Here is a 24,379-nt window from a genome sequence, read left to right on the forward strand (position 1 = left end):
TGTCTCGCAGAACCTGCGCATTCGACTGGTATCACGCCCGCGAAATCCCTATAATTGCCGCGTTTGACGCTCCGGCGTCGTCCTTCCTTAACATCCAGGTTATTCAGGTCGCTAAATTTATGACTGATAAGTCTCATCAGTGCGTCATTATAGGCATCGCCGGCGCATCGGCTTCAGGTAAAAGTCTAATTGCCAGTACGCTTTATCGCGAACTGCGTGAACAAGTAGGTGATGAGCATATCGGCGTCATTCCCGAAGACAGCTATTACAAAGATCAATCCCATCTGTCGATGGAAGAGCGCGTAAAAACCAACTACGACCACCCGAATGCGATGGATCACAGTTTACTGTTCCAGCATTTAGAAGCCCTAAAGAGCGGCCAGGCCATTGAGCTGCCCGTTTACAGTTACGTAGAACACACCCGAACCCAGGAAACGATCCGCATCGAGCCGAAGAAGGTCATTATCCTTGAGGGCATCCTGCTCCTGACCGACGCCCGCCTGCGTGAATCCATGAACTTCTCCATCTTCGTCGATACCCCGCTGGATATCTGCCTGATGCGCCGCATCAAGCGAGACGTTAACGAGCGCGGCCGTTCGATGGACTCCGTCATGGCGCAATACCAGAAAACGGTGCGTCCGATGTTCCTGCAGTTTATTGAACCATCCAAACAATACGCCGATATCATCGTGCCTCGCGGGGGCAAAAACCGCATTGCGATTGATATCTTAAAAGCGAAAATCAGCCAGTTTTTTGAATAAGCCGCGCGAATTGTGTACCGTTCAGAGATAACCTGGTTTTACCCTGAGTGTTTAAGGCCTCAGGGTACGATGCATGAAAGGAGAAAGTGCCATGCGTCTTTGCGATCGTGATATTGAAGCCTGGCTGGATGAAGGCCGCTTGTCTATTACCCCGCGTCCCCCCGTGGAGCGTATCAATGGGGTGACCGTTGACGTACGGTTGGGGAATAAATTCCGCACCTTTAGTGGCCATACTGCGCCATTCATCGACCTCAGCGGGCCGAAGGATGAAGTCAGCGCCGCGCTCGATCGCGTCATGAGTGATGAAATCATCATTGACGAAGGCGAAGCTTTTTATCTGCACCCGGGTGAACTGGCGCTGGCGGTGACGTATGAATCCGTGACCCTGCCTGCGGATCTGGTTGGCTGGCTTGATGGCCGTTCTTCTCTGGCCCGCCTGGGCCTGATGGTTCACGTGACCGCGCACCGTATCGATCCAGGCTGGTCCGGCCGTATCGTGCTGGAGTTCTTCAACGCCGGCAAACTGCCGCTGGCGCTGCGCCCCGGAATGATGATTGGTGCGTTAAGCTTTGAACCGCTGACAGGCCCGGCAGACAGGCCTTATAACCGCCGCCAGGACGCAAAATACCGCGACCAGCAGGGTGCGGTTGCCAGCCGTATTGATAAAGACTGATCGTTAGTCCATTGAGGATGCCATGAGAAGAGTTCTGACAACGCTGATGATTTTGCTGGTGGTGCTGGTTGCTGGCCTTTCGGCGTTGGTTCTGCTGGTTAACCCGAATGATTTCCGCGCTTACATGGTGCGGCAGGTCGAGGCACGCAGTGGTTACCAACTGAAGCTTGACGGGCCGCTGCGCTGGCACGTCTGGCCGCAGCTCAGCATTCTCTCTGGCCATATGTCGTTAACCGCGCCGGGGGCCGCACAGCCGCTGGTCTCTGCGGACAACATGCGTCTTGACGTGGCGCTGATCCCGCTCATCTCCCATCAGCTGCAGGTTAACCAGGTGATGCTGAAGGGCGCGGTCATTCAGCTTACCCCGCAGACCGAAGCCGTGCGCGATGCGAATGCGCCGGTCGCGCCGCGCGAGAATACCTTACCGGATGAACCGTCCGATACGGGCTGGTCCTTTGATATAGGCAAACTGAAAGTTGCCGATAGCGTGCTGGTGTTCCAGCATGAGGATCAGGAGCAGGTCACCGTTCGCAACATCAACCTGCAGATGGAACAGGATGAACACCATCTTGCGTCGCTGGAATTTAGCGGACGGGTGAATCGCGACCAGCGCGATCTGACCCTCTCGTTGAATGCAAACGTGAATGCGTCGGACTACCCGCATCAGCTGACGGCCGACATCCTGCAGCTCAACTGGCAGCTGACGGGGGCGGATCTCCCTACCCAGGGGATTACCGGGCAGGGGACGCTGCAGGCCGTTTGGCGCGAAGAACAAAAACAGCTGGCGCTGGATAACCTCAATCTGCAGGCCAACGACAGCAGCCTGAAAGGGCAGGCGAGCGTCACGCTCGACGATAAGCCGAAGTGGGTGCTGAACCTGCAGTTTGACAAGCTCAACCTGGAGAACATCCTGCCGCCGGTGCCGGCAAGCGCAACGGACAGCGATGCCGTACAGACGGGGCAAAGCCAGTCACCGGTGTCGCGTCCGGTTATCTCGTCCAACCTTGAACAGCCTGACTATAACGTGCTGCGCGGCTTCACGGCGGATATTCTGCTGAAAGCCAACAGCGTGCGCTGGCGCGGTATTGATTTCACCGACGTGAGCGGCCAGATGTTCAACCATAATGGGTTGCTGGTGATTTCAGAACTGAGCGGCAAAATGGGGGCGGGTCACCTGTCACTTCCGGGTACGCTGGACGTGCGTAAGGACGTTGCCAGCGCTGAATTCCAGCCGCGTCTCGACAACGTTGAGATTGGCAGCATCCTCAAAGCCTTTAACTATCCGATTTCCCTGACGGGGCAGCTGACGCTGGCCGGGGATTTCTCAGGCACCAGAATTGATGCCAACGCCTTCCGCCGTGAGTGGCAGGGCGAGGCGCACGTTGACCTGAAAGATTCGCGAATGGAAGGGCTCAACTTCCAGCAGCTGGTCCAGCAGGCGGTGGAGCGCAGCAGCGATGTTAAAGCCCAGGAAAACTATGACAGCGCAACGCGCCTCGACAGCTTCACCACGGATCTGACGCTGGATAACGGGATACTGACGATGGCCGGAATGCAGGGAACCTCGTCTATGCTGTCGTTAACCGGAGAAGGCTCGCTGGATCTGGTCAAAGAGACGGCGGACACGCGCTTTAACGTCCGGGTACTTTCCGGCTGGCAGGGCGAAAGCAAGTTGATTGACTTCCTCAAAGAGACGCCGGTTCCGCTTAGCGTATACGGCAAATGGCAGGCGCTGAACTACAGCCTTCAGGTGGATCAGATCCTGCGTAAGCACCTGCAGGATGAAGCGAAGCGTCGGCTTAACAGCTGGGCGGATCGTAATAAAGATTCCCAGAACGGCAAGGACGTGAAGAAGCTGCTGGATAAGCTTTAAGGTTCGTGGTGCAGGCGGTGCAGCCTGATGCCATCACCCCGCCCCTCTCCCGCGGGAGAGGGAGCAAACACGAAAACGGCAACGAGGTTGCCGTTTTGTTTTACCTAAACCTCAAAATCCAGCTCTTTCTCATCCCGCAGTGGAATAAGCTGCACTTTCTGCACGCGATGGTTTTCAATCTGCAGGGTTTTAAGCAGATAGTCGCCCACCTGAACCTCTTCCCCCGGCTGCGGAATGCGCTGTAAATACTCCATCAGCAGACCGGCAATGGTGTGGTATTCCCGTTTTTCGTCCAGCGGCAGCGGCACGTACTGCACCAGGTCTTCCAGCGGCATGTGGCCGTTGGCCGTCCACGAACCGTCTGCGTTTTTCTGAATGTCGTGGCGGGCATCAATCTCATCCACCTCGTTTGGCAGATTGCCGGCGATGGTTTCCATCACGTCGCTGAGCGTGACCAGCCCTTCCACCGAACCAAACTCATCCACTACGAAGGCGAAGTGCGTGCGCGCGTTGCGGAACTGCTCCAGCGCGGAAAGCAGCGGAAGCGCTTCCGGGAAGACCAGCGGCTGGCGCACCAGCGCGCGCAGGTTGAGCGGCTCGCCGTGAAGCTGCTGCTGGAGCAGGTCAATCACGTGTACCACTCCCAGCAGCTCCTCTTCCTCTTCACCGCCGGTAACCACCACGCGGGTGTGCTGGTTTTTATCCAGCAGGGCGCGGATCTGCTCTTCCGGTGCCGTGAGGTCAATATGCTCAATGTCATGACGGGAGGTCATAATGCTGCTCACCGTGCGCTGATTCAGGTTAAGCACACGCTCGATCATCAGCCGCTCCTGCGGGTTAAAGATCTGCCCGTCGCTGTGATCGGCAAGCAGGGCGGAGGATTCGGCGTCCAGCTCGGCATCCTCTTTCCTGCCGCTCAGCAGGCGCATGACGGTTTCTGCCGTGCGCTGGCGCAGGGTCTGATTCGCGGAGAGAAATCGGCGGCGGTTAAATATCGCCAGCTGGTTGAGGGCTTCAATCATGACGGAGAAGCCAATGGCGGCGTACAGATAGCCTTTCGGAATGTGGAACCCGAAACCGTCGGCGACCAGGCTAAAGCCAATCATCAGCAGGAAGCTCAGACAGAGGATCACGATGGTCGGGTGACTGTTCACAAAGCGGGTCAGCGCTTTGCTCGCCATCACCATCAGCGTGATGGCGATGATTACCGCGGCCATCATGACGGCGAGATGGTCCACCATCCCGACGGCGGTAATCACCGAATCCAGGGAGAAGACCGCATCGAGCACCACAATTTGCGCCACCACCGGCCAGAATTTCGCCCCGCGTCGCTGGGTCGGGTTCTCGCTGTCTTTGCCTTCGAGCCGCTCGTTAAGCTCCACCGTGGCTTTGAACAGCAGGAACAGCCCGCCGAAGAGCATGATCAGGTCGCGCGCGCTAAAGCTCAGACCGCGAACGGAGAACAGAGGCTGAGTGAGCGTGACCATCCAGGAGATAGAGGCCAGCAGCAGCAAACGCATCACCATCGCCAGCAGCAGACCCGTCACGCGCGCGCGGTCGCGCTGGGAAGGGGGCAGTTTTTCAGCGAGGATGGCGATAAAGACCAGATTATCAATCCCGAGCACTAATTCGATGACGACCAGCGTCACCAGCCCGGCCCAGATTGATGGATCGGCAATCCATTCCATAGTAATAGCAATACCTTCTGTTATATGACGAATGTCACACTTCGATCATGGATAAAGCTGCGGGAAAATGCAATGTCGGGCTGAGATTTCTCTTAATACGATGCGTAAAAAAGAGAGCAATCTCAGGTGGGTGTAAATAAGCGAAATACGTATATTTTATTATTCAGAGAACATTTTAGGATATATCGCAGATAGTGGTTTTTGCTCTCTTTTTGTCAATATAAAGAAAATCCTAAAAGGTCAAAACTTTGCTCTTAATATTAATCTTAAAAACCGATATTAGGACAGTTGTCTCCTTGCCTGCTATTAGGTTAGCTGCAACAATTCTCCCAGCATCAAATGTTAAATCTTGTTGTTGCTATTATTGTTTTGGTCTTCGGAATGGTCATTCATTATCCGTTGTGTATTTCAAGCGGCTGATATATTTCCAGAAGACCTTACTCAAGAGGGTGTCTATCCATAACACATTGTTTAGTCAGTGGATTGGTAACTGAAAGCCAAGGGCGGTAGCGTGCCTGAAAGCGTGTGAATCAGCCTCGATTATTCTGTCAATAGCCAATGGATGAATAAGCTTTTTTTAGGACTGATGCCAGTTATATTTCTATTTGATTAACTGCATGCTGAAACCCAATACGTCTCAAGCTTATTTAAATTGCACAGGATAATTACTCTGCCAAAGTGATAAATAATCAATGATGAAATCCAAAATGAAATTGATGCCATTATTGGTGTCTGTGACCTTGATGAGTGGTTGCACGGTCTTTCCCGGCAGCAATATGTCAACAATGGGTAAGGATGTGATCAAGCAACAGGATGCCGATTTTGATCTCGACAAAATGGTGAATGTTTATCCACTTACGCCACGTCTGGTCGAACAATTACGTCCACGTCCGAACGTTGCCCAGCCGAATATGTCTCTGGACCAGGAAATTGCCTCCTATCAGTATCGCGTGGGGCCGGGCGACGTGATCAACGTGACCGTCTGGGATCACCCTGAACTGACCACGCCAGCGGGCCAGTACCGCAGCTCAAGCGACACCGGGAACTGGGTGCAGTCAGATGGCACCATGTTCTATCCGTACATTGGTAAAGTGCATGTCGCCGGAAAAACGCTTGCCGAGATCCGTAGTGATATTACCGGCCGCTTGGCGCAGTACATCGCCGACCCGCAGGTGGACGTTAATATCGCCGCATTCCGCTCGCAAAAAGCCTATATCTCCGGTCAGGTGAACAAATCCGGCCAGCAGGCCATCACCAACGTTCCGCTCACCGTTCTGGACGCCATTAACGCCGCGGGCGGCTTAACCGACGGCGCCGACTGGCGCAACGTGGTGCTGACCCACAACGGCAAAGAGCAGCGCATTTCGCTGCAGGCGCTGATGCAAAATGGCGATCTGACCCAGAACCGCCTGCTCTATCCGGGCGATATCCTCTACGTACCGCGCAACGACGATCTGAAAGTCTTCGTGATGGGTGAAGTGAAGAAACAGAGCACCCTCAAAATGGACTTCAGCGGCATGACCCTGACCGAAGCGCTGGGCAATGCTGAGGGCATCGATCTGACCACTTCCAACGCGACCGGTATCTTCGTCATCCGTCCGCTGAAAGGCGAAGGCAGCGCGAAGGGCAAGATTGCCAACATCTACCAGCTGGATATGTCCGACGCGACGTCTCTGGTGATGGCGACGGAGTTCCGTCTCCAGCCATACGATGTGGTTTACGTCACCACCGCGCCGGTTGCCCGCTGGAACCGTCTGATCAACCAGTTGCTGCCAACCATCAGTGGCGTTCGCTACATGACGGATACGGCGCGCGACATTCATACCTGGTAATCCGCGATGTTTAACAAAATTCTGGTGGTATGCGTGGGGAACATTTGCCGTTCCCCCACGGCTGAACGGCTGTTGAAACAGTACCAGCCCGAGTTAACGGTCGAGTCCGCAGGGCTGGGCGCGCTGGTGGGCAAAAGTGCCGACGAGCGCGCAACGAGCGTGGCCCGCGATCACAACCTCTCTCTTGACGGGCATATTGCCCGCCAGGTCACCGGCCGCATGTGCCGGGAGTATGACCTGATTCTGGCAATGGAAAAACGCCATATTCATGCGCTATGCGATATCGCTCCGGAGATGCGCGGCAAGGTGATGCTGTTTGGTCACTGGGACAACGAACGCGAAATCCCCGATCCGTATCGCAAGAGCCATGAAGCCTTCGAGGCGGTTTACACCTTACTTGACCAGTCTGCCCAACAGTGGGCGCAGGCACTGAAAGCTCAGCAGGGATAACAATGACAGAAAAAACAAAACCTTCTGCCGCCCCGACTTCGGGCAGTGATGAAATTGATATTGGTCGCCTGGTCGGCACGGTTATTGAGGCAAAGTGGTGGGTGCTCGGCATCACCGCCGTCTTTGCCGCGGCGGCCGTTATCTATACGCTCTTTGCGACGCCTATCTACAGCGCCGACGCGCTGGTGCAGATTGAACAGAATACCGGCAACTCCCTGGTGCAGGATATCGGCTCCGCGCTGGCGAACAAGCCGCCGGCATCCGACGCTGAAATTCAGCTGATTCAGTCACGTCTTGTGCTGGGTAAAACGGTTCACGACCTCGGCCTCGACATCTCCGTCACCAAAAATACGTTCCCGATCTTTGGTGCCGGCTGGGATCGGCTGATGGGGCGCAGCAATGACACCGTCAAAGTCACTGACTTTGTGCTGCCGAAAGGGGCGGGGGATCAAACCTTTACCCTGACGGTGCTGGGCCCGAAACAGTACCAGCTGACCAGCGATGCGGGCTTTAGCGCACGCGGCGAAGTGGGGCAGATGCTGAATAAAGACGGCGTTAGCATGATGGTTAGCGCGATCCACGCCCAGGAGGGCGGTGAATTCACCGTGACCAAATTCTCCACGCTGGGAATGATTAACAATCTGCAGAACAACCTGACCGTCACGGAAAACGGTAAGGACACCGGTGTGTTGAGCATGACCTTCACCGGTGAAGATAAGGATCAGATCCGCGACATCCTGAACAGCATTACCCGCAACTACCTTGAGCAGAACGTCGAGCGCAAGTCGGCGGAAGCGGCGAAAAGCCTGGCGTTCCTCTCTAAACAGCTCCCGGAAGTGCGTGCCCGTCTGGACGATGCCGAGAACAAGCTGAACGCCTTCCGTCAGGATAAAGACTCCGTCGACCTGCCGCTGGAGGCCAAATCGGTTCTCGACTCCATGGTCAACATTGATGCGCAGCTCAACGAGCTGACCTTCAAAGAGGCGGAGATTTCCAAGCTTTACACCAAACGCCACCCGGCCTACCGCACGCTGCTGGAAAAACGCCGCACTCTCGAAGAGGAGAAGGCGAAGCTGAACGACCGCGTAACCGCGATGCCGAAAACGCAGCAGGAGATCGTGCGTCTGACCCGCGACGTGGAGTCCGGACAGCAGGTTTACATGCAGCTGCTGAACAAGCAGCAGGAGCTGAAAATCACCGAGGCCAGCACCGTGGGTGACGTGCGCATCGTTGACCCGGCCATTACCCAGCCTGGCGTGCTGAAGCCGAAGAAAGCCCTGATTATTCTCGGCAGCATTATTCTCGGCCTGATGCTCTCTATCGTTGGCGTGCTGCTGCGCTCGCTGTTCAACCGCGGCATCGAAAGCCCGCAGGCGCTGGAAGAGAATGGGATCAACGTCTACGCCAGCATTCCGCTGTCCGAGTGGCAAAAATCCCGTGACAGCGTCAAGACCATCAAGGGCGTTAAGCGTTACAAACAGAGCCAGCTGCTGGCCGTGGGTAACCCAACCGACCTGGCGATTGAAGCGATACGCAGCCTGCGTACCAGCCTGCACTTCGCCATGATGCAGGCTAAAAACAACGTCCTGATGTTAACCGGCGTCAGCCCGTCTATCGGTAAGACCTTTGTGTGCGCCAACCTGGCTGCCGTGGTGAGCCAGACCAACAAGCGCGTGCTGCTGATCGACTGCGATATGCGTAAGGGCTACACCCACGAACTGCTGGGCACCAACAACGTGAACGGTCTGTCGGAAATCCTGCTGGGTCAGGGGGAGATTAGCCAGAGCGCCAAGCCGACCTCGATTCCGAGATTCGACCTGATCCCGCGTGGTCAGGTGCCGCCGAACCCGTCTGAACTGCTGATGAGCGAACGCTTCACCCAGCTGATTGAGTGGGCGAGCAAACACTATGACCTGGTGCTGATCGATACGCCGCCAATTCTGGCCGTGACCGATGCCGCCGTGGTGGGCCGCCATGCGGGTACCACGCTGATGGTGGCGCGCTATGCCGTGAATACCCTGAAAGAAGTGGAAACCAGCCTGAGCCGCTTCGAGCAGAACGGGATTGAGGTGAAAGGGGTGATTCTGAACTCCATCTTCCGCCGCGCGACCGGGTACCAGGATTACGGCTATTACGAGTACGAATATAAGTCTGACAGTAAATAATAAAACACACCCACACCCCTCACCCTAACCCTCTCCCCTGAGGGGAGAGGGGACTGCCTGGTGCGGTCTTTCACCCTCTCCCCTCCGGGGAGAGGGCCGGGGTGAGGGGCAGGAGGAATACATGAGCACACAACGCCCTTTGATTTCTATCTATATGCCGACATGGAACCGTCAGCAGCTGGCGATCCGCGCGATTAAATCAGTCCTGCGTCAGGATTACGATAACTGGGAACTGATTATCGTGGATGACTGTTCCTCCTCTTACGAGCAGCTGCAAAAATTTGTCGAAGACCTGAACGATCCGCGCGTGGTGTACACGCACAACGCCATCAACTCCGGGGCGTGCGCGGTACGTAATCAGGCGATTATGCAGGCCAAAGGGCAGTATCTGACCGGCATCGACGACGATGACGAATGGACGCCAAACCGCCTGTCCGTCTTCCTGTCGCATAAAGAGCAACTGGTCACGCACGCCTTTCTGTATGCCAACGACTATGTCTGCCAGGGCGAAGTGTACTCCCAGCCGGCCAGCCTGCCGCTGTACCCGAAATCACCGTATTCTCGCCGCCTGTTCTACAAGCGCAACATTATTGGCAATCAGGTCTTTACCTGGGCGTGGCGCTTTAAGGAGTGCCTGTTCGATACCGAACTGAAGGCCGCGCAGGATTACGACATCTTCCTGCGGATGGTGGTGGAGTACGGCGAGCCGTGGAAGGTGGAAGAGGCCACGCAGATCCTGCACATCAACCACGGGGAGATGCAGATCACCTCCTCACCGAAGAAGTTCTCGGGCTACTTCCATTTTTACCGCAAGCACAAGGACAAGTTTGACCGTGCCAGCCGGAAGTATCAGCTCTTCACCCTGTACCAGATCCGCAATAAGCGCATGACCTGGCGCACCCTGCTGACGCTGCTGTCCGTGCGTAACGGCAAACGTCTGGCTGACGGGCTTCGGGGGAAATAATGTTTCTGGAAGATTGCCGCGCAAACAGCTGGAGCCTGCGCCCGTGCTGCATGGTTCTGGCGTACCGCATCGCGCATTTTTGCTCGGTGTGGCGCAAGAAAAATGTACTGAACAATATCTGGGCGGCACCGGTGCTGGTGCTGTACCGCATCATCACCGAATGCTTTTTTGGGTATGAGATCCAGGCTGCGGCCACCATTGGCCGCCGCTTTACCATCCACCACGGCTATGCGGTGGTGATCAACAAGTTCGTTGTCGCCGGGGATGATTTCACCATTCGTCATGGGGTGACTATCGGCAACCGTGGGCCAGACAGCCTGGCCTGTCCGGTCATCGGCAACGGCGTCGAGCTGGGCGCGAACGTGGTGGTGATTGGCGACATTACGATAGGTAACAACGTGACGATCGGGGCGGGCAGCGTGGTGCTGGACAGCATCCCCGATAACGCGCTGGTGGTGGGAGAGAAAGCCCGCGTGAAGGTGATTAAATGAACATTCTGCAATTTAACGTGCGCCTCGCAGAAGGCGGGGCGGCCGGCGTGGCGCTGGATCTGCACCAGCGCGCGCTGCAAAAAGGACTCCAGTCTCGTTTTATTTACGGCTACGGCAAAGGCGGCAAGAAAAGCGTCAGCCACGATAACTATCCGCAGGTGCACAAGCACACGCCGCGTCTGACCTCTGTTGCCAACATCGCGCTGTTCCGCCTGTTTAACCGCGATCTGTTTGGTAACCTGAACAGTCTTTATCGCACCGTGACCCGCGCGTCGGGCCCGGTTGTGCTGCATTTCCACGTTCTGCACAGCTACTGGCTGAATCTGGAAGAGGTGGTGGCGTTTTGTCAGAAGGTGCAGTCCCACAAGCCCGACACCCGCTTCGTCTGGACGCTGCACGATCACTGGAGCGTGACCGGACGCTGCGCGTTTACCGACGGCTGCGAAGGCTGGAAAGATAGCTGCCAGAAATGCCCGACGTTGAGCAACTATCCGCCGGTGAAGGTGGATCGCGCGCATCAGCTGGTAGACGGAAAGCGTCAGCTGTTCCGCGACATGCTCTCGCTCGGCTGCACGTTCATCTCCCCGAGCCAGCACGTGGCCGATGCCTTCAACAGCCTGTATGGGGCAGGGCGCTGTCAGATTATCAACAACGGCATCGACGTGGCGACGGAAGCCATCCTGGCCGAGCTGACGCCGGTGGCGGAAACCGCGGGTAAACCTAAAATCGCCATCGTTGCGCACGATCTGCGTTACGACGGCAAAACCAACCAGCAGCTGGTGCGCGACATGATGGCGCTGGGTGACAAGATTGAACTGCACACCTTCGGCAAGTTTTCCCCGTTCGAAGGGGCCAACGTGGTAAACCACGGGTTTGAAACCGACAAGCGCAAGCTGATGAGCGCCCTGAACGGTATGGACGCGCTGGTGTTCAGCTCCCGCGTGGATAACTACCCGCTGATCCTCTGCGAAGCGCTCTCCATCGGCGTGCCGGTGATTGCCACCCACAGCGATGCGGCGCGCGAAGTGCTGGAAAAATCCGGCGGGAAAACCTTCGCCGAGCACGAGGTCCTGCCGCTGGTGCAGCTGCCGAAGGCGCAGATCGCCGAGGCCGTTTTTGGCACTGACCTGGAATCGTTCCGCAACCACAGCCGCAAGGCCTACAGTGGACAACAGATGCTGGAGGAGTATGTCTCGTTCTATCAGAATCTGTAGTTATCTGCTGCTGCCGCTGATCTACCTGCTGGTCAACGTCAAAATTGCCCAGCTCGGCGAAAGCTTCCCGATAACCATCGTGACTTTTCTGCCCGTTCTGCTTCTGCTGTATGTCGATAAAATCAACCTGAAGAAGCTGATGATTGCCCTGGGGCTGGGCACGGGCCTGACGCTGTTTAACTACATCTTTGGCCAGTCGCTGGATGCCAGTAAATACGTCACCTCCACCATGCTGTTTGTTTATATTGTCATTATTATCGGAATGGTCTGGAGTATTCGCTTTAAAACAATATCTCCGCACAATTATCGGAAAATCCTCAGGTTCTTTTATATTGCCGTTGCGTTAATTGTTATGCTTGCCGCACTGGAAATGGCGCAAATTATTTTGACCGGTGGCAGCAGCCTGATGGAGATAATTTCGAAATATCTCATTTACAGTAACAGCTATGTACTGAACTTCATTAAGTTTGGCGGGAAGCGTACCACGGCGCTCTATTTTGAACCGGCGTTTTTCGCTCTGGCGTTAATCTCAATTTGGCTCAGCATCAAACAGTTTGGTATCAAAACGCCTAAGACCGATGCTATGATTCTTGCAGGAATCGTTCTGTCTGGATCGTTCTCAGGGGTAATGACATTTATCCTGTTTTACCTGCTGGAGTGGGCGTTCCAGTACCTGAACAAAGATGCGATTAAGAAAAAACTGCCGCTGGCGATTATCTCCCTGACGGTATTTATGGTCGGCGTGATATTTGCCTTCCCGTACATCTCAGAACGTCTGGGAGATTTGGGAACGGAGGGATCATCGTCCTATTATCGCATCATTGGTCCGCTGGTGATGGTGGGTTATTCCTTAACCCATATTGATGGTGTAGTAAGATTCGGCTCACTTTACGAATATGTTGCATCATTCGGAATCTTTAACGGTGCGGATGTCGGTAAAACCATAGACAATGGTCTGTATCTGTTAATTATTTATTTTTCGTGGTTCGCCGTACTGTTGACGCTATGGTATCTGTTTAAAGTTTTCAAAATGATGATCAACGCGTTTGGTGATAACCAGAACTTTCGCGTGCAGCTTTATCTTTTTACGCCGGTGTCGCTGTTTTTTACCGGGTCAATATTTAGCCCGGAATATGCTTTCTTGATTGTCTGTCCGTTTATTTTGCGCAAGGCGCTTAATATTACGAACGTATGACGAAATGAGGTGATTTATGTTTCTTAGCGTCATTACTGTCGCTTTTCGTAATTACGAAGGGGTGGTAAAAACCTGGCGCTCGCTGCGCAACCTGGCGCGCGATCCAAGCCTCACCTTTGAGTGGATTGTGGTCGACGGCGGCTCGAACGATGGCACGGCGGAGTTTCTGGAAAAACTCAACGGTGAGTTCAACTTACGCTACATCAGCGAGAAAGATAAAGGCATCTACGATGCGATGAACAAGGGCATTAATATGGCCCAGGGCCGTTATGCCATTTTCCTCAATTCCGGCGATATTTTCCACGACGACGTGGCGCTGTTTGCCCGTCAACTGGCGCGCCAGAAAGAGGACGCCATGTATATTGGCGATGCGCTGCTCGATTTTGGCGACGGGCATAAAGTCTGCCGCAGCGCCAAGCCAGGCTGGTATATCTACCACAGTTTGCCGGCCAGCCATCAGGCCATTTTCTTCCCGGTAAACGGTCTGAAAAAACAGCCTTACGATTTGCAGTACAAGGTGTCATCCGATTATGCGCTGGCCGCCAGCCTGTATAAATCAGGTTATCCGTTCCGCCGAATTAAAGGGCTGGTGTCTGAATTTTCGATGGGCGGCGTGTCAACGTCTAATAATCTTGAATTATGCCAGGACGCAAAAAAGGTGCAGCGTCAAATATTACGCGTGCCGGGATTCTGGGCGGAATTGTCTTATTTGTTACGCCTGCGTACCACGGGCAAAACGAAAACCTTATATAACAAAGCCTGAATATAAGGAAACGCAATGCAGGATTTAAAAGGTTTCTCCGTACCGAAAGGTTTTCGGGGCGGGAACGGTATTAAGGTACAGCTGTGGTGGGCGGTTCAGGCAACCTTATTTGCCTGGTCGCCGCAAATACTGTACCGCTGGCGAGCCTTTTTATTGCGCCTGTTTGGCGCAAAAATCGGAAAAAACGTAGTCATCCGACCTTCGGTTAAAATTACCTACCCCTGGAAATTAACCCTCGGGGATTACGCTTGGGTAGGGGATGACGCGGTGTTATATACCCTGGGCGAGATTACGATTGGCGCAAATTCGGTGGTTTCACAGAAGTGTTATTTGTGCACCGGCAGCCACGACTTTATGAGCCCGCATTTTGATATTACCGCTTCGCCTATCGCGATCGGTGAAAAATGCTGGCTGGCAACGGATGTTTTTGTTGCACCCGGTATTTCTGTTGGCGATGGCACGGTAGTCGGTGCCCGCAGCAGCGTTTTTAAATCGCTACCGGCAAATAGCATTTGCCGTGGCAACCCCGCAGTGGTGATACGCGAACGCGTTGAAACTGATTAAATTCATAAGTAGAGGAATATAAACATGTCTAAAGTCGCTCTCATCACCGGCGTTACCGGGCAGGATGGTTCTTACCTGGCAGAACTGCTGCTGGAGAAAGGGTACGAAGTGCACGGTATTAAACGTCGTGCCTCTTCATTCAACACCGAGCGTGTGGATCACATCTATCAGGATCCTCATGCGGCGAACCCGAAATTCCACCTGCACTACGGCGACCTGACCGATACCTCCAACCTGACCCGCATCCTGCAGGAAGTGCAGCCTGATGAAGTGTACAACCTGGGCGCGATGAGCCACGTAGCGGTTTCCTTCGAGTCCCCGGAATACACCGCTGACGTTGACGCCATGGGTACCCTGCGTCTGCTGGAAGCGATTCGCTTCCTCGGCCTTGAGAAGAAAACTCGCTTCTACCAGGCATCGACCTCCGAGCTGTACGGCCTGGTGCAGGAAATTCCACAGAAAGAGACCACGCCGTTCTACCCGCGTTCTCCGTATGCGGTAGCAAAACTGTACGCCTACTGGATCACCGTGAACTACCGTGAATCTTACGGCATGTACGCCTGTAACGGCATCCTGTTCAACCACGAATCCCCGCGCCGCGGCGAAACCTTCGTGACCCGCAAAATCACCCGCGCTATCGCCAACATTGCTCAGGGTCTGGAATCTTGCCTGCACCTCGGCAACATGGACTCCCTGCGTGACTGGGGCCATGCAAAAGACTACGTGAAAATGCAGTGGATGATGCTGCAGCAGGAACAGCCAGAAGACTTCGTTATCGCGACCGGCGTGCAGTACTCCGTGCGTCAGTTCGTTGAGATGGCCGCGGCGCAGCTGGGCATCAAGCTGCGCTTTGAAGGCACCGGCGTGGAAGAGAAAGGTATCGTTGTGTCCGTGACCGGCCACGACGCGCCGGGCGTGAAGCCAGGCGACGTAATTGTGCAGGTTGACCCGCGCTACTTCCGTCCTGCTGAAGTAGAAACCCTGCTGGGCGACCCAACCAAAGCGCACGAGAAGCTGGGCTGGAAACCAGAAACCACTCTGCAGGAGATGGTTTCCGAGATGGTGGCCAAAGATCTTGAAGCGGCGAAAAAACACTCCCTGCTCAAGTCTCATGGCTACGAGGTTGCCATCGCGCTGGAGTCCTGAGAATGACAAAACAACGTATTTTTGTCGCCGGTCATCGCGGAATGGTGGGTTCCGCGATTGTTCGCCAACTGGAGCAGCGCGGTGACGTAGAGGTGATTGTCCGCACCCGTGACGAGCTGAACCTGCTCGACAGCCGTGCGGTACAGGACTTCTTTGCGAACGAACGCATTGACCAGGTGTATCTGGCGGCGGCGAAGGTGGGCGGCATCGTCGCTAACAACACCTATCCGGCGGATTTCATCTACGAAAACATGATGATCGAGAGCAACATCATTCACGCCGCGCACCTTAACAACGTGAATAAGCTCCTGTTCCTCGGTTCGTCCTGTATTTACCCGAAAATGGCGAAGCAGCCAATCGCCGAGAGCGAGCTGCTGCAGGGTACGCTGGAAGCCACCAACGAGCCGTACGCGATTGCCAAAATTGCCGGGATCAAGCTGTGCGAGTCCTACAACCGTCAGTACAACCGTGACTATCGCTCGGTGATGCCGACCAACCTGTACGGACCGCACGACAACTTCCACCCGAGCAACTCGCACGTGATCCCGGCGCTGCTGCGCCGCTTCCACGAGGCGACCGCCGAGAACGCGCCGGACGTGGTGGTGTGGGGCAGCGGGACGCCGATGCGCGAGTTCCTGCACGTGGACGACATGGCTGCCGCCAGCATTCACGTGATGGAGCTGGATCGCGAGGTGTGGCAGGAGAACACCGAGCCGATGCTGTCGCACATCAACGTGGGTACCGGCGTGGACTGCACCATTCGCGAGCTGGCGCAAACCATCGCGCAGGTGGTGGGCTACAAGGGCCGCGTGGTGTTTGACGCGACTAAACCGGACGGCACGCCGCGCAAGCTGCTGGACGTGACCCGTCTGCATCAGCTGGGCTGGTATCACGAGGTTTCACTGGAGCAGGGGCTGGCCAGCACCTATCAGTGGTTCCTGGAAAACCAGCACCGCTTCCGGGGGTAACGATGTTTTTAAGTCAGGAAGATTTTGCCACGGTGGTGCGTTCCACTCCGCTCATCTCGATTGATTTGATCGTGGAGAACGAACGCGGCGAGTTCTTGCTGGGAAAACGAACCAACCGTCCTGCACAGGGCTTCTGGTTCGTGCCCGGCGGGCGCGTGCAGAAGGATGAGACGCTGGTCGATGCCTTCGAGCGTCTCACTCTGGCAGAGCTTGGCCTGCAGCTGCCAATGGCAGCGGGCCAGTTTTACGGGGTCTGGCAGCACTTCTATGACGATAACTTTTCAGGTACCGGGTTCTCCACGCACTACATCGTGCTGGGGTTCCGCCTGAAGGTGAGTGAGGCAGACCTGCGTCTGCCTGATTCCCAGCATGACGACTACCGCTGGCTAACGCCAGATGCGCTGCTGGCCAGTGAAAATGTGCATGACAACAGCCGTGCCTATTTCCTGGCTGAACGTCAGGCCGGGGTGCCGGGCCTATGAAGATCCTCGTGTACGGAATTAACTACTCGCCGGAGCTAACCGGCATCGGGAAATACACCGGCGAGATGGTGGAGTGGATGGCGAGCCAGGGACATGACGTGCGGGTCATTACCGCGCCGCCGTACTACCCGGAGTGGAAAGTGGGGGAGCGCTACTCAAGCTGGCGCTACCGTCGCGAAGAGGGTGCAGCGACCGTCTGGCGCTGCCCGCTCTACGTACCGAAGCAGCCTTCGACGCTGAAACGGTTAATTCATCTGGGCAGCTTTGCCCTGAGCAGCTTCTTCCCGCTGATGGCGCAGCGTCGCTGGAAGCCGGATCGCATTATCGGCGTGGTGCCGACGCTGTTCTGCACGCCGGGCATGCGCCTGCTGGGCAAACTCTCCGGCGCGCGCACCCTGCTGCACATCCAGGATTACGAAGTGGACGCCATGCTGGGCCTGGGGATGGCAGGCAAAGGCAAGGGCGGCAAGGTGGCGAAACTCGCCAGCGCCTTTGAGCGCAGCGGGCTGCATAACGTGGATTACGTTTCGACGATCTCGCGCTCGATGATGAACAAGGCGCAGGAGAAGGGCGTCCCGGCGGAGAAGGTGATCTTCTTCCCGAACTGGTCCGAAGTGGCGCGTTTTCGCGACGTGACGGAGCAAGACGCTCAGGCGCTGCGCGCCCGGCTCGGTTTGCCTGAAGACCAAAAAATCATTCTTTACTCAGGCAACATCGGCGAAAAGCAGGGGCTGGAGAGCGTTATTGAAGCAGCTCAGCTGCTGAGCGAACAGCCGTGGACGTTTGTGATTGTCGGGCAGGGCGGGGGAAAAGCGCGGCTGGAGAAGATGGCCGGCGAACGCGGCCTGACCAACGTGAAGTTTTTCCCGCTGCAGTCTTACGACGCGCTGCCTGCGCTGCTGAAGATGGGCGACTGCCATCTGGTGGTGCAAAAGCGCGGCGCGGCGGATGCGGTGCTGCCGTCCAAGCTGACCAACATTCTGGCAGTGGGCGGTAACGCGGTGATTACGGCGGAAGCCGAAACAGAATTAGGCCAGCTGTGTGACAGCTATCCGGGGATTGCCGTGTGCGTGGAGCCGGAATCGGTCCCGGCGCTGGTCACCGGCATTGAGCAGGCACTCGCCATGCCAAAAGTGAACACGGTGGCACGTGAATATGCCGAACGCACGCTCGAGAAAGAGAACGTGCTGAGCCAATTTATTGCAGATATACGGGGATAAATCATGAGTCAAACCACTTTGTATCCGGTTGTGATGGCTGGTGGCTCTGGTAGCCGGTTGTGGCCGCTGTCCCGCGTGCTCTATCCAAAACAGTTCCTCTGCCTGAAAGGGGATCTCACCATGCTGCAGACGACGGTAAACCGTCTGCACGGCGTGGAGTGTGAAAGCCCGGTGGTGATTTGTAACGAACAGCACCGCTTTATCGTTGCCGAGCAGCTGCGTCAGCTTAACAAGCTCACGGAAAACATCATCCTGGAGCCTGCCGGTCGCAACACCGCACCTGCGATCGCCCTGGCGGCGCTGGCGGCAAAGCGCAGCAGCCCTGACTGTGACCCGCTGATGCTGGTCCTGGCGGCTGACCACGTTATCCAGCAGGAAGACGCGTTCCGCGACGCGGTGCGTGCCGCGATCCCTTACGCCGAGAGCGGCAAGCTGGTGACCTTCGGCATCGTGCCGGATCTGCCGGAAACCGGCTACGGCTACATCCGTCGCGGCAGCGTAACGCCGGGTGAAGGCGACAGCGTGGCGTTTGACGTGGCGCAGTTTGTCGAAAAACCGAATCTAGAAACCGCCCAGGCCTATGTCGCCAGCGGTGAATATTACTGGAACAGCGGGATGTTCCTGTTCCGCGCCGGACGCTATCTGGAAGAGCTGCGCAAATACCGCCCGGATATTCTGAACGCCTGCGAGAAAGCGATGGCGGTGGTGGACCCGGATCTCGACTTTATCCGCGTGGATGAAGAGGCGTTCCTCTCCTGCCCGGAAGAGTCTATCGACTACGCGGTGATGGAACGCACGGCTGACGCCGTCGTGGTACCGATGGACGCAGGCTGGAGCGACGTTGGCTCCTGGTCCTCCCTGTGGGAGATCAGCGCCCATACCCCGGAGGGTAACGTCCATCACGGCGATGTGATTAGCCACAAAACCGAAAACAGCTACGTTTACGCCGAATCCGGCCTGGTGACCACCGTCGGGGTGAAGGATCTGGTGGTTGTCCAGACCAAAGACGCCGTGCTGATTGCCGACCGTAACGCCGTGCAGGACGTTAAAAAAGTGGTGGAGAAGATTAAGGCCGATGGCCGTCACGAGCACCACATTCACCGTGAAGTGTACCGTCCGTGGGGCAAATATGACTCCATCGACGCGGGTGACCGCTATCAGGTGAAGCGCATCACCGTGAAGCCGGGCGAGGGGCTCTCTGTGCAGATGCACCATCACCGCGCTGAACACTGGGTGGTGGTGGCGGGTACGGCCAAAGTCACCATCGACGGCGAAGTGAAGCTGCTGGGCGAGAACGAGTCCATTTATATTCCGCTGGGCGCCACGCACTGTCTGGAAAACCCGGGGAAAATTCCACTCGACTTAATTGAGGTGCGCTCCGGCTCGTATCTGGAAGAGGACGATATTGTGCGCTTCCAGGATCGCTACGGGCGCGTGTAGCACTCCGCATCATGCCCGGCGGCGCTGCGCCTGCCGGGCCTACGAATGACAAAAATAAATTTGGCCATTAAGTGGTCAGGGCCAACTGTTGCCTGAAAAAGAGGTCATCATGGAAAAATTAACCTGTTTTAAAGCCTACGATATTCGCGGCAAGCTGGGCGAAGAGCTGAATGAAGACATTGCGTGGCGCATTGGCCGCGCGTACGGCGAATATTTAAAACCAAAGACCATCGTGCTGGGCGGCGACGTGCGTCTGACCAGCGAATCCCTGAAGCTGGCGCTGGCAAAAGGGCTGCAGGACGCGGGCGTGGACGTGCTGGATATCGGCCTGTCCGGGACCGAAGAGATTTACTTTGCCACCTTCCACCTCGGCGTGGACGGCGGTATCGAAGTGACCGCCAGCCATAACCCGATGGACTACAACGGCATGAAGCTGGTGCGCAAGGGCGCGCGTCCCATCAGCGGCGACACCGGCCTGCGCGACGTGCAGCGTCTGGCGGAAGCCAACGATTTCCCGCCGGTGAACGACGCGAAGCGCGGCAGCTATAAGCAGATTAACCTGCAGAAAGAGTACATCGACCACCTGCTGGGCTACATCAACGTGGCGAACCTCAAGCCGCTGAAGCTGGTCATCAACTCCGGTAACGGCGCGGCCGGCCCGGTGGTCGATGCGCTGGAAGCGCGCTTTAAGGCGCAGAACGTGCCGGTGACCTTCGTCAAGGTACACAACACCCCGGACGGTAACTTCCCGAACGGTATTCCTAACCCGCTGCTGCCTGAGTGCCGCGACGACACCCGCAACGCGGTGATTGAGCACGGCGCGGACATGGGCATCGCCTTTGACGGTGACTTCGACCGCTGCTTCCTGTTCGACGAGAAAGGGCAGTTCATCGAGGGCTACTACATTGTCGGCCTGCTGGCGGAAGCGTTCCTCGAGAAAAACCCGGGCGCGAAGATAATCCACGACCCGCGCCTCTCCTGGAACACCGTCGACGTGGTGTCCGCGGCGGGCGGCACGCCGGTGATGTCCAAAACCGGCCACGCCTTCATTAAAGAGCGCATGCGCGAAGAAGACGCCATCTACGGCGGCGAGATGAGCGCCCACCACTATTTCCGCGACTTTGCCTACTGCGACAGCGGGATGATCCCGTGGCTGCTGGTGACCGAACTCCTGTGCCTGAAGGGGAAAACCCTGGGCGAGCTGGTGCGCGACCGCATGGCGGCGTTCCCGGCGAGCGGGGAGATCAACAGCAAGCTGGCGCAGCCGGCCGAGGCCATCGCCCGCGTGGAGCAGCACTTTGCCATTCACGCGCTGGAAATTGACCGTACCGACGGCATCAGCATGGCGTTCCCGCAGTGGCGCTTTAACCTGCGCTCGTCCAACACCGAGCCGGTGGTGCGCCTGAACGTGGAATCCCGTGCCGACGCGGCGCTGATGGAAGCCCGAACGAAGGACATTCTGGCGCTGTTGAATCAGTAATACGAAAACCTGAAGTCTGCCCCTCACCCTAACCCTCTCCCCAAAGGGGAGAGGGAACTTGAACACCCTCTCCCCTTTGGGGAGAGGGCTGGGGTGAGGGGTAAGGTTTTGGTTGAATAAAGGAACAACGATGACGAATCTAAAAAAACGCGAACGAGCGAGAACGAATGCATCGTTAATCTCTATGGTGCAGCGTTTTTCTGATATCACCATCATGGTCGGTGGATTGTGGGCGGTGTGTCGGATTAGCGGCCTGCCGTTCTTATATATGCATCTGCTGATGGCCCTGATTGCGCTGGTCGTGTTTCAGATGATCGGCGGGATGACCGATTTCTACCGCTCGTGGCGCGGCGTGAAAATGACCACCGAACTGATGCTGCTGCTGCAGAACTGGACCCTGAGCCTGATCTTCAGCGCGGGTCTGGTGGCGTTCAGCCATGATTTTGACAACCGCTTCGTGACCTATCTCTGCTGGTACCTGTTAACCAGCGTCGGCATGGTAGTGTGCCGTTCCCTGATCCGCTTTGGCGCGGGCTGGCTGCGTAACCGCGGCTATAACCGTCGTTTCGTCGCCGTAGCGGGTGATTTACCGGTCGGAAGAGTGCTGCTCGACAGCTTCCGCAAAGAGCCGTGGTTAGGGTTTGAAGTGGTGGGGATTTACCACGACGCGAAGCCGGGCGGCGTGCCGTCGGACTGGGCGGGCAATTACGCGCAGCTTATTGAAGACGCGAAGGCCGGCAAAATTCATAACGTCTACATTGCCATGCAGATGAAGGACGAATCCCGCATTAAGCAGCTGATGCGCGAGCTGGCGGACACCACCTGCTCGGTGATCCTGATCCCGGACGTCTTTACTTTCAACATCCTCCATTCACGCATTGAAGAAGTAAACGGTGTGCCGGTGGTACCGCTGTACGACACTCCGCTGTCGGGTATTAACCGCGTGCTCAAGCGCGTGGAGGATATCGTGCTCTCTTCGCTGATTTTACTGCTTATTTCCCCGGTGCTGTGCTGCATTGCCCTGGCGGTGAAGCTGAGCTCTCCCGGCCCGGTTATCTTCCGTCAAACCCGCTACGGCATGGACGGTAAGCCGATCATGGTGTGGAAATTCCGCTCCATGAAGGTGATGGAGAACGACAAGGTGGTGACCCAGGCGACGCAGAACGATCCGCGCGTCACCCGCGTGGGGAACTTCCTGCGCCGCACCTCGCTTGACGAACTGCCGCAGTTCATCAACGTCTTTACCGGCGGCATGTCGATTGTTGGCCCGCGTCCGCACGCCGTGGCGCATAACGAACAGTATCGCTCGCTGATTGAAGGCTACATGCTGCGCCATAAGGTGAAACCGGGCATCACCGGCTGGGCGCAAATCAACGGCTGGCGCGGCGAGACCGACACGCTGGAAAAAATGGAAAAACGCATCGAGTTCGATCTGGAGTACATCCGCGAGTGGAGCCTCTGGTTCGATATCAAGATTGTTTTTCTGACCATCTTCAAAGGCTTCGTGAACAAAGCGGCGTACTAAGATGAGCTTACGTGAAAAAACCATCAGCGGCGCCAAGTGGTCGGCCATGGCCACCATCGTCATCATTGGCCTCGGCCTGGTGCAGATGACGGTGCTGGCGCGCATTATTGATAATCACCAGTTCGGCCTGCTGACCGTATCGCTGGTGATTATCGCGCTGGCCGACACGCTGTCTGACTTTGGTATCGCCAACTCCATTATCCAGCGCAAAGAGATTAGCCATCTCGAGCTGACCACGCTCTACTGGCTGAACGTCGGGCTGGGCATTTTCGTGTTTGTGCTGGTCTTCCTGCTGAGCGACACCATCGCCAATGTGCTGCACAACCCGGATCTCGCCCCGCTGATGCGCACGCTGTCGTTTGCCTTTGTGGTGATCCCGCACGGGCAGCAGTTCCGCGCGCTGATGCAGAAAGAGCTGGAGTTCAACAAGATCGGCATGATCGAGACCAGCGCGGTGCTGGCGGGCTTTACCTTCACCGTGGTGAGCGCCCATTTCTGGCCGCTGGCGATGACCGCCATCCTCGGTTACCTGGTTAACTCTGCCGTGCGTACGCTGCTGTTCGGCTACTTTGGCCGCAAGATTTACCGTCCGGGGCTGCATTTCTCTCTCGCGTCCGTTTCGTCCAACCTGCGCTTTGGCGCGTGGCTGACGGCGGACAGCATCATTAACTACGTGAACACCAACCTCTCGACGCTGGTGCTGGCGCGCATCCTGGGCGCGAGCGTGGCGGGCGGCTACAACCTGGCCTATAACGTTGCGGTTGTCCCTCCTATGAAGCTGAATCCAATTATCACCCGCGTGCTGTTCCCGGCGTTCGCCAAGATTCAGGACGACACCGAGAAGCTGCGCGTCAACTTCTACAAGCTGCTTTCCGTGGTGGGGATTATCAACTTCCCGGTGCTGCTGGGGCTGATGGTGGTTTCCAGTAACTTCGTGCCGCTGGTGTTTGGGGAGAAGTGGAACGGCATCATCCCGATCCTGCAGCTGCTGTGCGTGGTGGGGCTGCTGCGCTCCGTGGGGAATCCGATTGGTTCTCTGCTGATGGCAAAAGCTCGCGTGGATATCAGCTTTAAGTTCAACGTGTTCAAAACCTTCCTGTTTATTCCGGCGATTATCGTCGGCGGGCATATGGCGGGCGCCATTGGCGTCACGCTGGGCTTCCTGCTGGTGCAGGTAGTCAATACCGTTCTGAGCTACTTCATCATGATCAAGCCGGTGCTGGGCTCCAGCTACCGTCAGTACATCCTGAGCCTGTGGCTGCCGTTCTATCTCTCATTGCCAACCCTGGCGGTGAGCTACGGCCTGGGCATTATTCTCCGCGGGCATCTGCCGCTGGCCGCGCTGCTGGCGGTGCAGGTTGCCGCGGGCGCGCTGGCGTTTGGCGTGATGATTGTGCTGTCGCGCAACGCGCTGGTGGTAGAGATGAAGCGCCAGTTTTGCCGTAACGAAAAAATGAAAACGCTGCTTCGCGCAGGCTAGTTCTT

The 24,379-nt window shown here is 56.5% G+C and carries 21 protein-coding genes; 20 read left to right on the forward strand and 1 reads right to left on the reverse strand.

The window, feature by feature from the left end; translation table 11 throughout:
• Positions 1-119: 119 nt before the first annotated feature.
• The 3 genes from udk to asmA all read left to right on the forward strand — a co-directional run bounded on the left by udk (position 120) and on the right by asmA (position 3,307).
• On the forward strand, positions 120-761 hold the full coding sequence (gene udk / locus UTO39_RS17850; protein WP_008500855.1) for a uridine kinase: 642 nt from the start codon (positions 120-122) through the stop codon (positions 759-761).
• A gap of 91 nt (positions 762-852) precedes the next feature.
• Positions 853-1,434 (forward strand): dCTP deaminase, encoded by a 582-nt coding sequence (gene dcd, locus UTO39_RS17855; RefSeq protein WP_028013805.1) that lies wholly within the window; start codon positions 853-855, stop codon positions 1,432-1,434.
• Between the two features lie 22 nt (positions 1,435-1,456).
• Complete coding sequence (gene asmA / locus UTO39_RS17860; protein ID WP_320727724.1) at positions 1,457-3,307, forward strand: outer membrane assembly protein AsmA; 1,851 nt, start codon at positions 1,457-1,459, stop codon at positions 3,305-3,307.
• Between the two features lie 104 nt (positions 3,308-3,411).
• On the opposite strand, the gene UTO39_RS17865 is transcribed toward asmA, so the two are convergent.
• Positions 3,412-4,995, reverse strand: a complete 1,584-nt coding sequence (locus tag UTO39_RS17865) for a TerC family protein (protein WP_320727725.1) — start codon at positions 4,993-4,995, stop codon at positions 3,412-3,414.
• A gap of 692 nt (positions 4,996-5,687) precedes the next feature.
• Here UTO39_RS17865 and UTO39_RS17870 point away from each other — a divergent pair.
• From UTO39_RS17870 to wzxC, 17 genes are all read left to right on the forward strand, one after another.
• Entirely contained in the window at positions 5,688-6,827 is a 1,140-nt protein-coding gene (locus tag UTO39_RS17870) for a polysaccharide export protein (protein WP_014170829.1), read from the forward strand.
• A 6-nt stretch (positions 6,828-6,833) separates the two neighbouring features.
• The gene (wzb, locus tag UTO39_RS17875) at positions 6,834-7,277 is read left to right on the forward strand and encodes a low molecular weight protein-tyrosine-phosphatase Wzb (protein WP_061097666.1); all 444 of its coding nucleotides are present in this window, start codon (positions 6,834-6,836) and stop codon (positions 7,275-7,277) included.
• 2 nt (positions 7,278-7,279) lie between these two features.
• The gene (wzc, locus tag UTO39_RS17880) at positions 7,280-9,442 is read left to right on the forward strand and encodes a tyrosine-protein kinase Wzc (protein WP_061097667.1); all 2,163 of its coding nucleotides are present in this window, start codon (positions 7,280-7,282) and stop codon (positions 9,440-9,442) included.
• 121 nt (positions 9,443-9,563) lie between these two features.
• Positions 9,564-10,406 (forward strand): colanic acid biosynthesis glycosyltransferase WcaA, encoded by an 843-nt coding sequence (gene wcaA, locus UTO39_RS17885; RefSeq protein ID WP_266178771.1) that lies wholly within the window; start codon positions 9,564-9,566, stop codon positions 10,404-10,406.
• Positions 10,406-10,897, forward strand: coding sequence for a colanic acid biosynthesis acetyltransferase WcaB (wcaB, locus tag UTO39_RS17890; RefSeq protein WP_320727726.1), 492 nt, complete (start codon positions 10,406-10,408; stop codon positions 10,895-10,897). The genes wcaA and wcaB overlap by 1 nt, the downstream gene beginning before the upstream one ends.
• Positions 10,894-12,111 carry a colanic acid biosynthesis glycosyltransferase WcaC gene (wcaC, locus tag UTO39_RS17895; RefSeq protein WP_320727727.1) on the forward strand — a complete coding sequence of 406 codons (1,218 nt, stop codon included), beginning with the start codon at positions 10,894-10,896 and terminating at the stop codon, positions 12,109-12,111. Before wcaB ends, wcaC begins: the two co-directional genes overlap by 4 nt.
• Positions 12,086-13,306 carry a colanic acid polymerase WcaD gene (gene wcaD, locus UTO39_RS17900; protein WP_029742034.1) on the forward strand — a complete coding sequence of 407 codons (1,221 nt, stop codon included), beginning with the start codon at positions 12,086-12,088 and terminating at the stop codon, positions 13,304-13,306. Before wcaC ends, wcaD begins: the two co-directional genes overlap by 26 nt.
• A gap of 16 nt (positions 13,307-13,322) precedes the next feature.
• Positions 13,323-14,069 (forward strand): colanic acid biosynthesis glycosyltransferase WcaE, encoded by a 747-nt coding sequence (wcaE, locus tag UTO39_RS17905; RefSeq protein ID WP_153656618.1) that lies wholly within the window; start codon positions 13,323-13,325, stop codon positions 14,067-14,069.
• A 15-nt stretch (positions 14,070-14,084) separates the two neighbouring features.
• Complete coding sequence (wcaF, locus tag UTO39_RS17910; protein WP_061097672.1) at positions 14,085-14,633, forward strand: colanic acid biosynthesis acetyltransferase WcaF; 549 nt, start codon at positions 14,085-14,087, stop codon at positions 14,631-14,633.
• Positions 14,634-14,657: 24 nt separating this feature from the next.
• Positions 14,658-15,779, forward strand: a complete 1,122-nt coding sequence (gene gmd / locus UTO39_RS17915; protein ID WP_003863514.1) for a GDP-mannose 4,6-dehydratase — start codon at positions 14,658-14,660, stop codon at positions 15,777-15,779.
• A gap of 2 nt (positions 15,780-15,781) precedes the next feature.
• Complete coding sequence (locus UTO39_RS17920) at positions 15,782-16,747, forward strand: GDP-L-fucose synthase (protein WP_151413081.1); 966 nt, start codon at positions 15,782-15,784, stop codon at positions 16,745-16,747.
• A 2-nt stretch (positions 16,748-16,749) separates the two neighbouring features.
• Positions 16,750-17,229 carry a GDP-mannose mannosyl hydrolase gene (locus UTO39_RS17925; RefSeq protein WP_061097674.1) on the forward strand — a complete coding sequence of 160 codons (480 nt, stop codon included), beginning with the start codon at positions 16,750-16,752 and terminating at the stop codon, positions 17,227-17,229.
• On the forward strand, positions 17,226-18,449 hold the full coding sequence (gene wcaI, locus UTO39_RS17930) for a colanic acid biosynthesis fucosyltransferase WcaI (protein WP_320727728.1): 1,224 nt from the start codon (positions 17,226-17,228) through the stop codon (positions 18,447-18,449). Before UTO39_RS17925 ends, wcaI begins: the two co-directional genes overlap by 4 nt.
• Before the next feature lie 3 nt (positions 18,450-18,452).
• Positions 18,453-19,889, forward strand: coding sequence for a mannose-1-phosphate guanyltransferase (gene cpsB / locus UTO39_RS17935; protein WP_320727729.1), 1,437 nt, complete (start codon positions 18,453-18,455; stop codon positions 19,887-19,889).
• A gap of 109 nt (positions 19,890-19,998) precedes the next feature.
• Positions 19,999-21,369, forward strand: a complete 1,371-nt coding sequence (gene cpsG, locus UTO39_RS17940) for a colanic acid biosynthesis phosphomannomutase CpsG (protein ID WP_320727730.1) — start codon at positions 19,999-20,001, stop codon at positions 21,367-21,369.
• 130 nt (positions 21,370-21,499) lie between these two features.
• The gene (gene wcaJ, locus UTO39_RS17945) at positions 21,500-22,894 is read left to right on the forward strand and encodes an undecaprenyl-phosphate glucose phosphotransferase (protein ID WP_320727731.1); all 1,395 of its coding nucleotides are present in this window, start codon (positions 21,500-21,502) and stop codon (positions 22,892-22,894) included.
• 1 nt (position 22,895) lies between these two features.
• A complete protein-coding gene (wzxC, locus tag UTO39_RS17950) occupies positions 22,896-24,374 on the forward strand; it encodes a colanic acid undecaprenyl disphosphate flippase WzxC (RefSeq protein ID WP_320727732.1) in 1,479 nt (492 codons plus the stop codon).
• Positions 24,375-24,379 lie beyond the last annotated feature (5 nt).

Source organism: Enterobacter sp. 118C5 (genome assembly GCF_034107645.1).
Classification (GTDB): Bacteria; Pseudomonadota; Gammaproteobacteria; order Enterobacterales; family Enterobacteriaceae; genus Enterobacter; species Enterobacter nematophilus.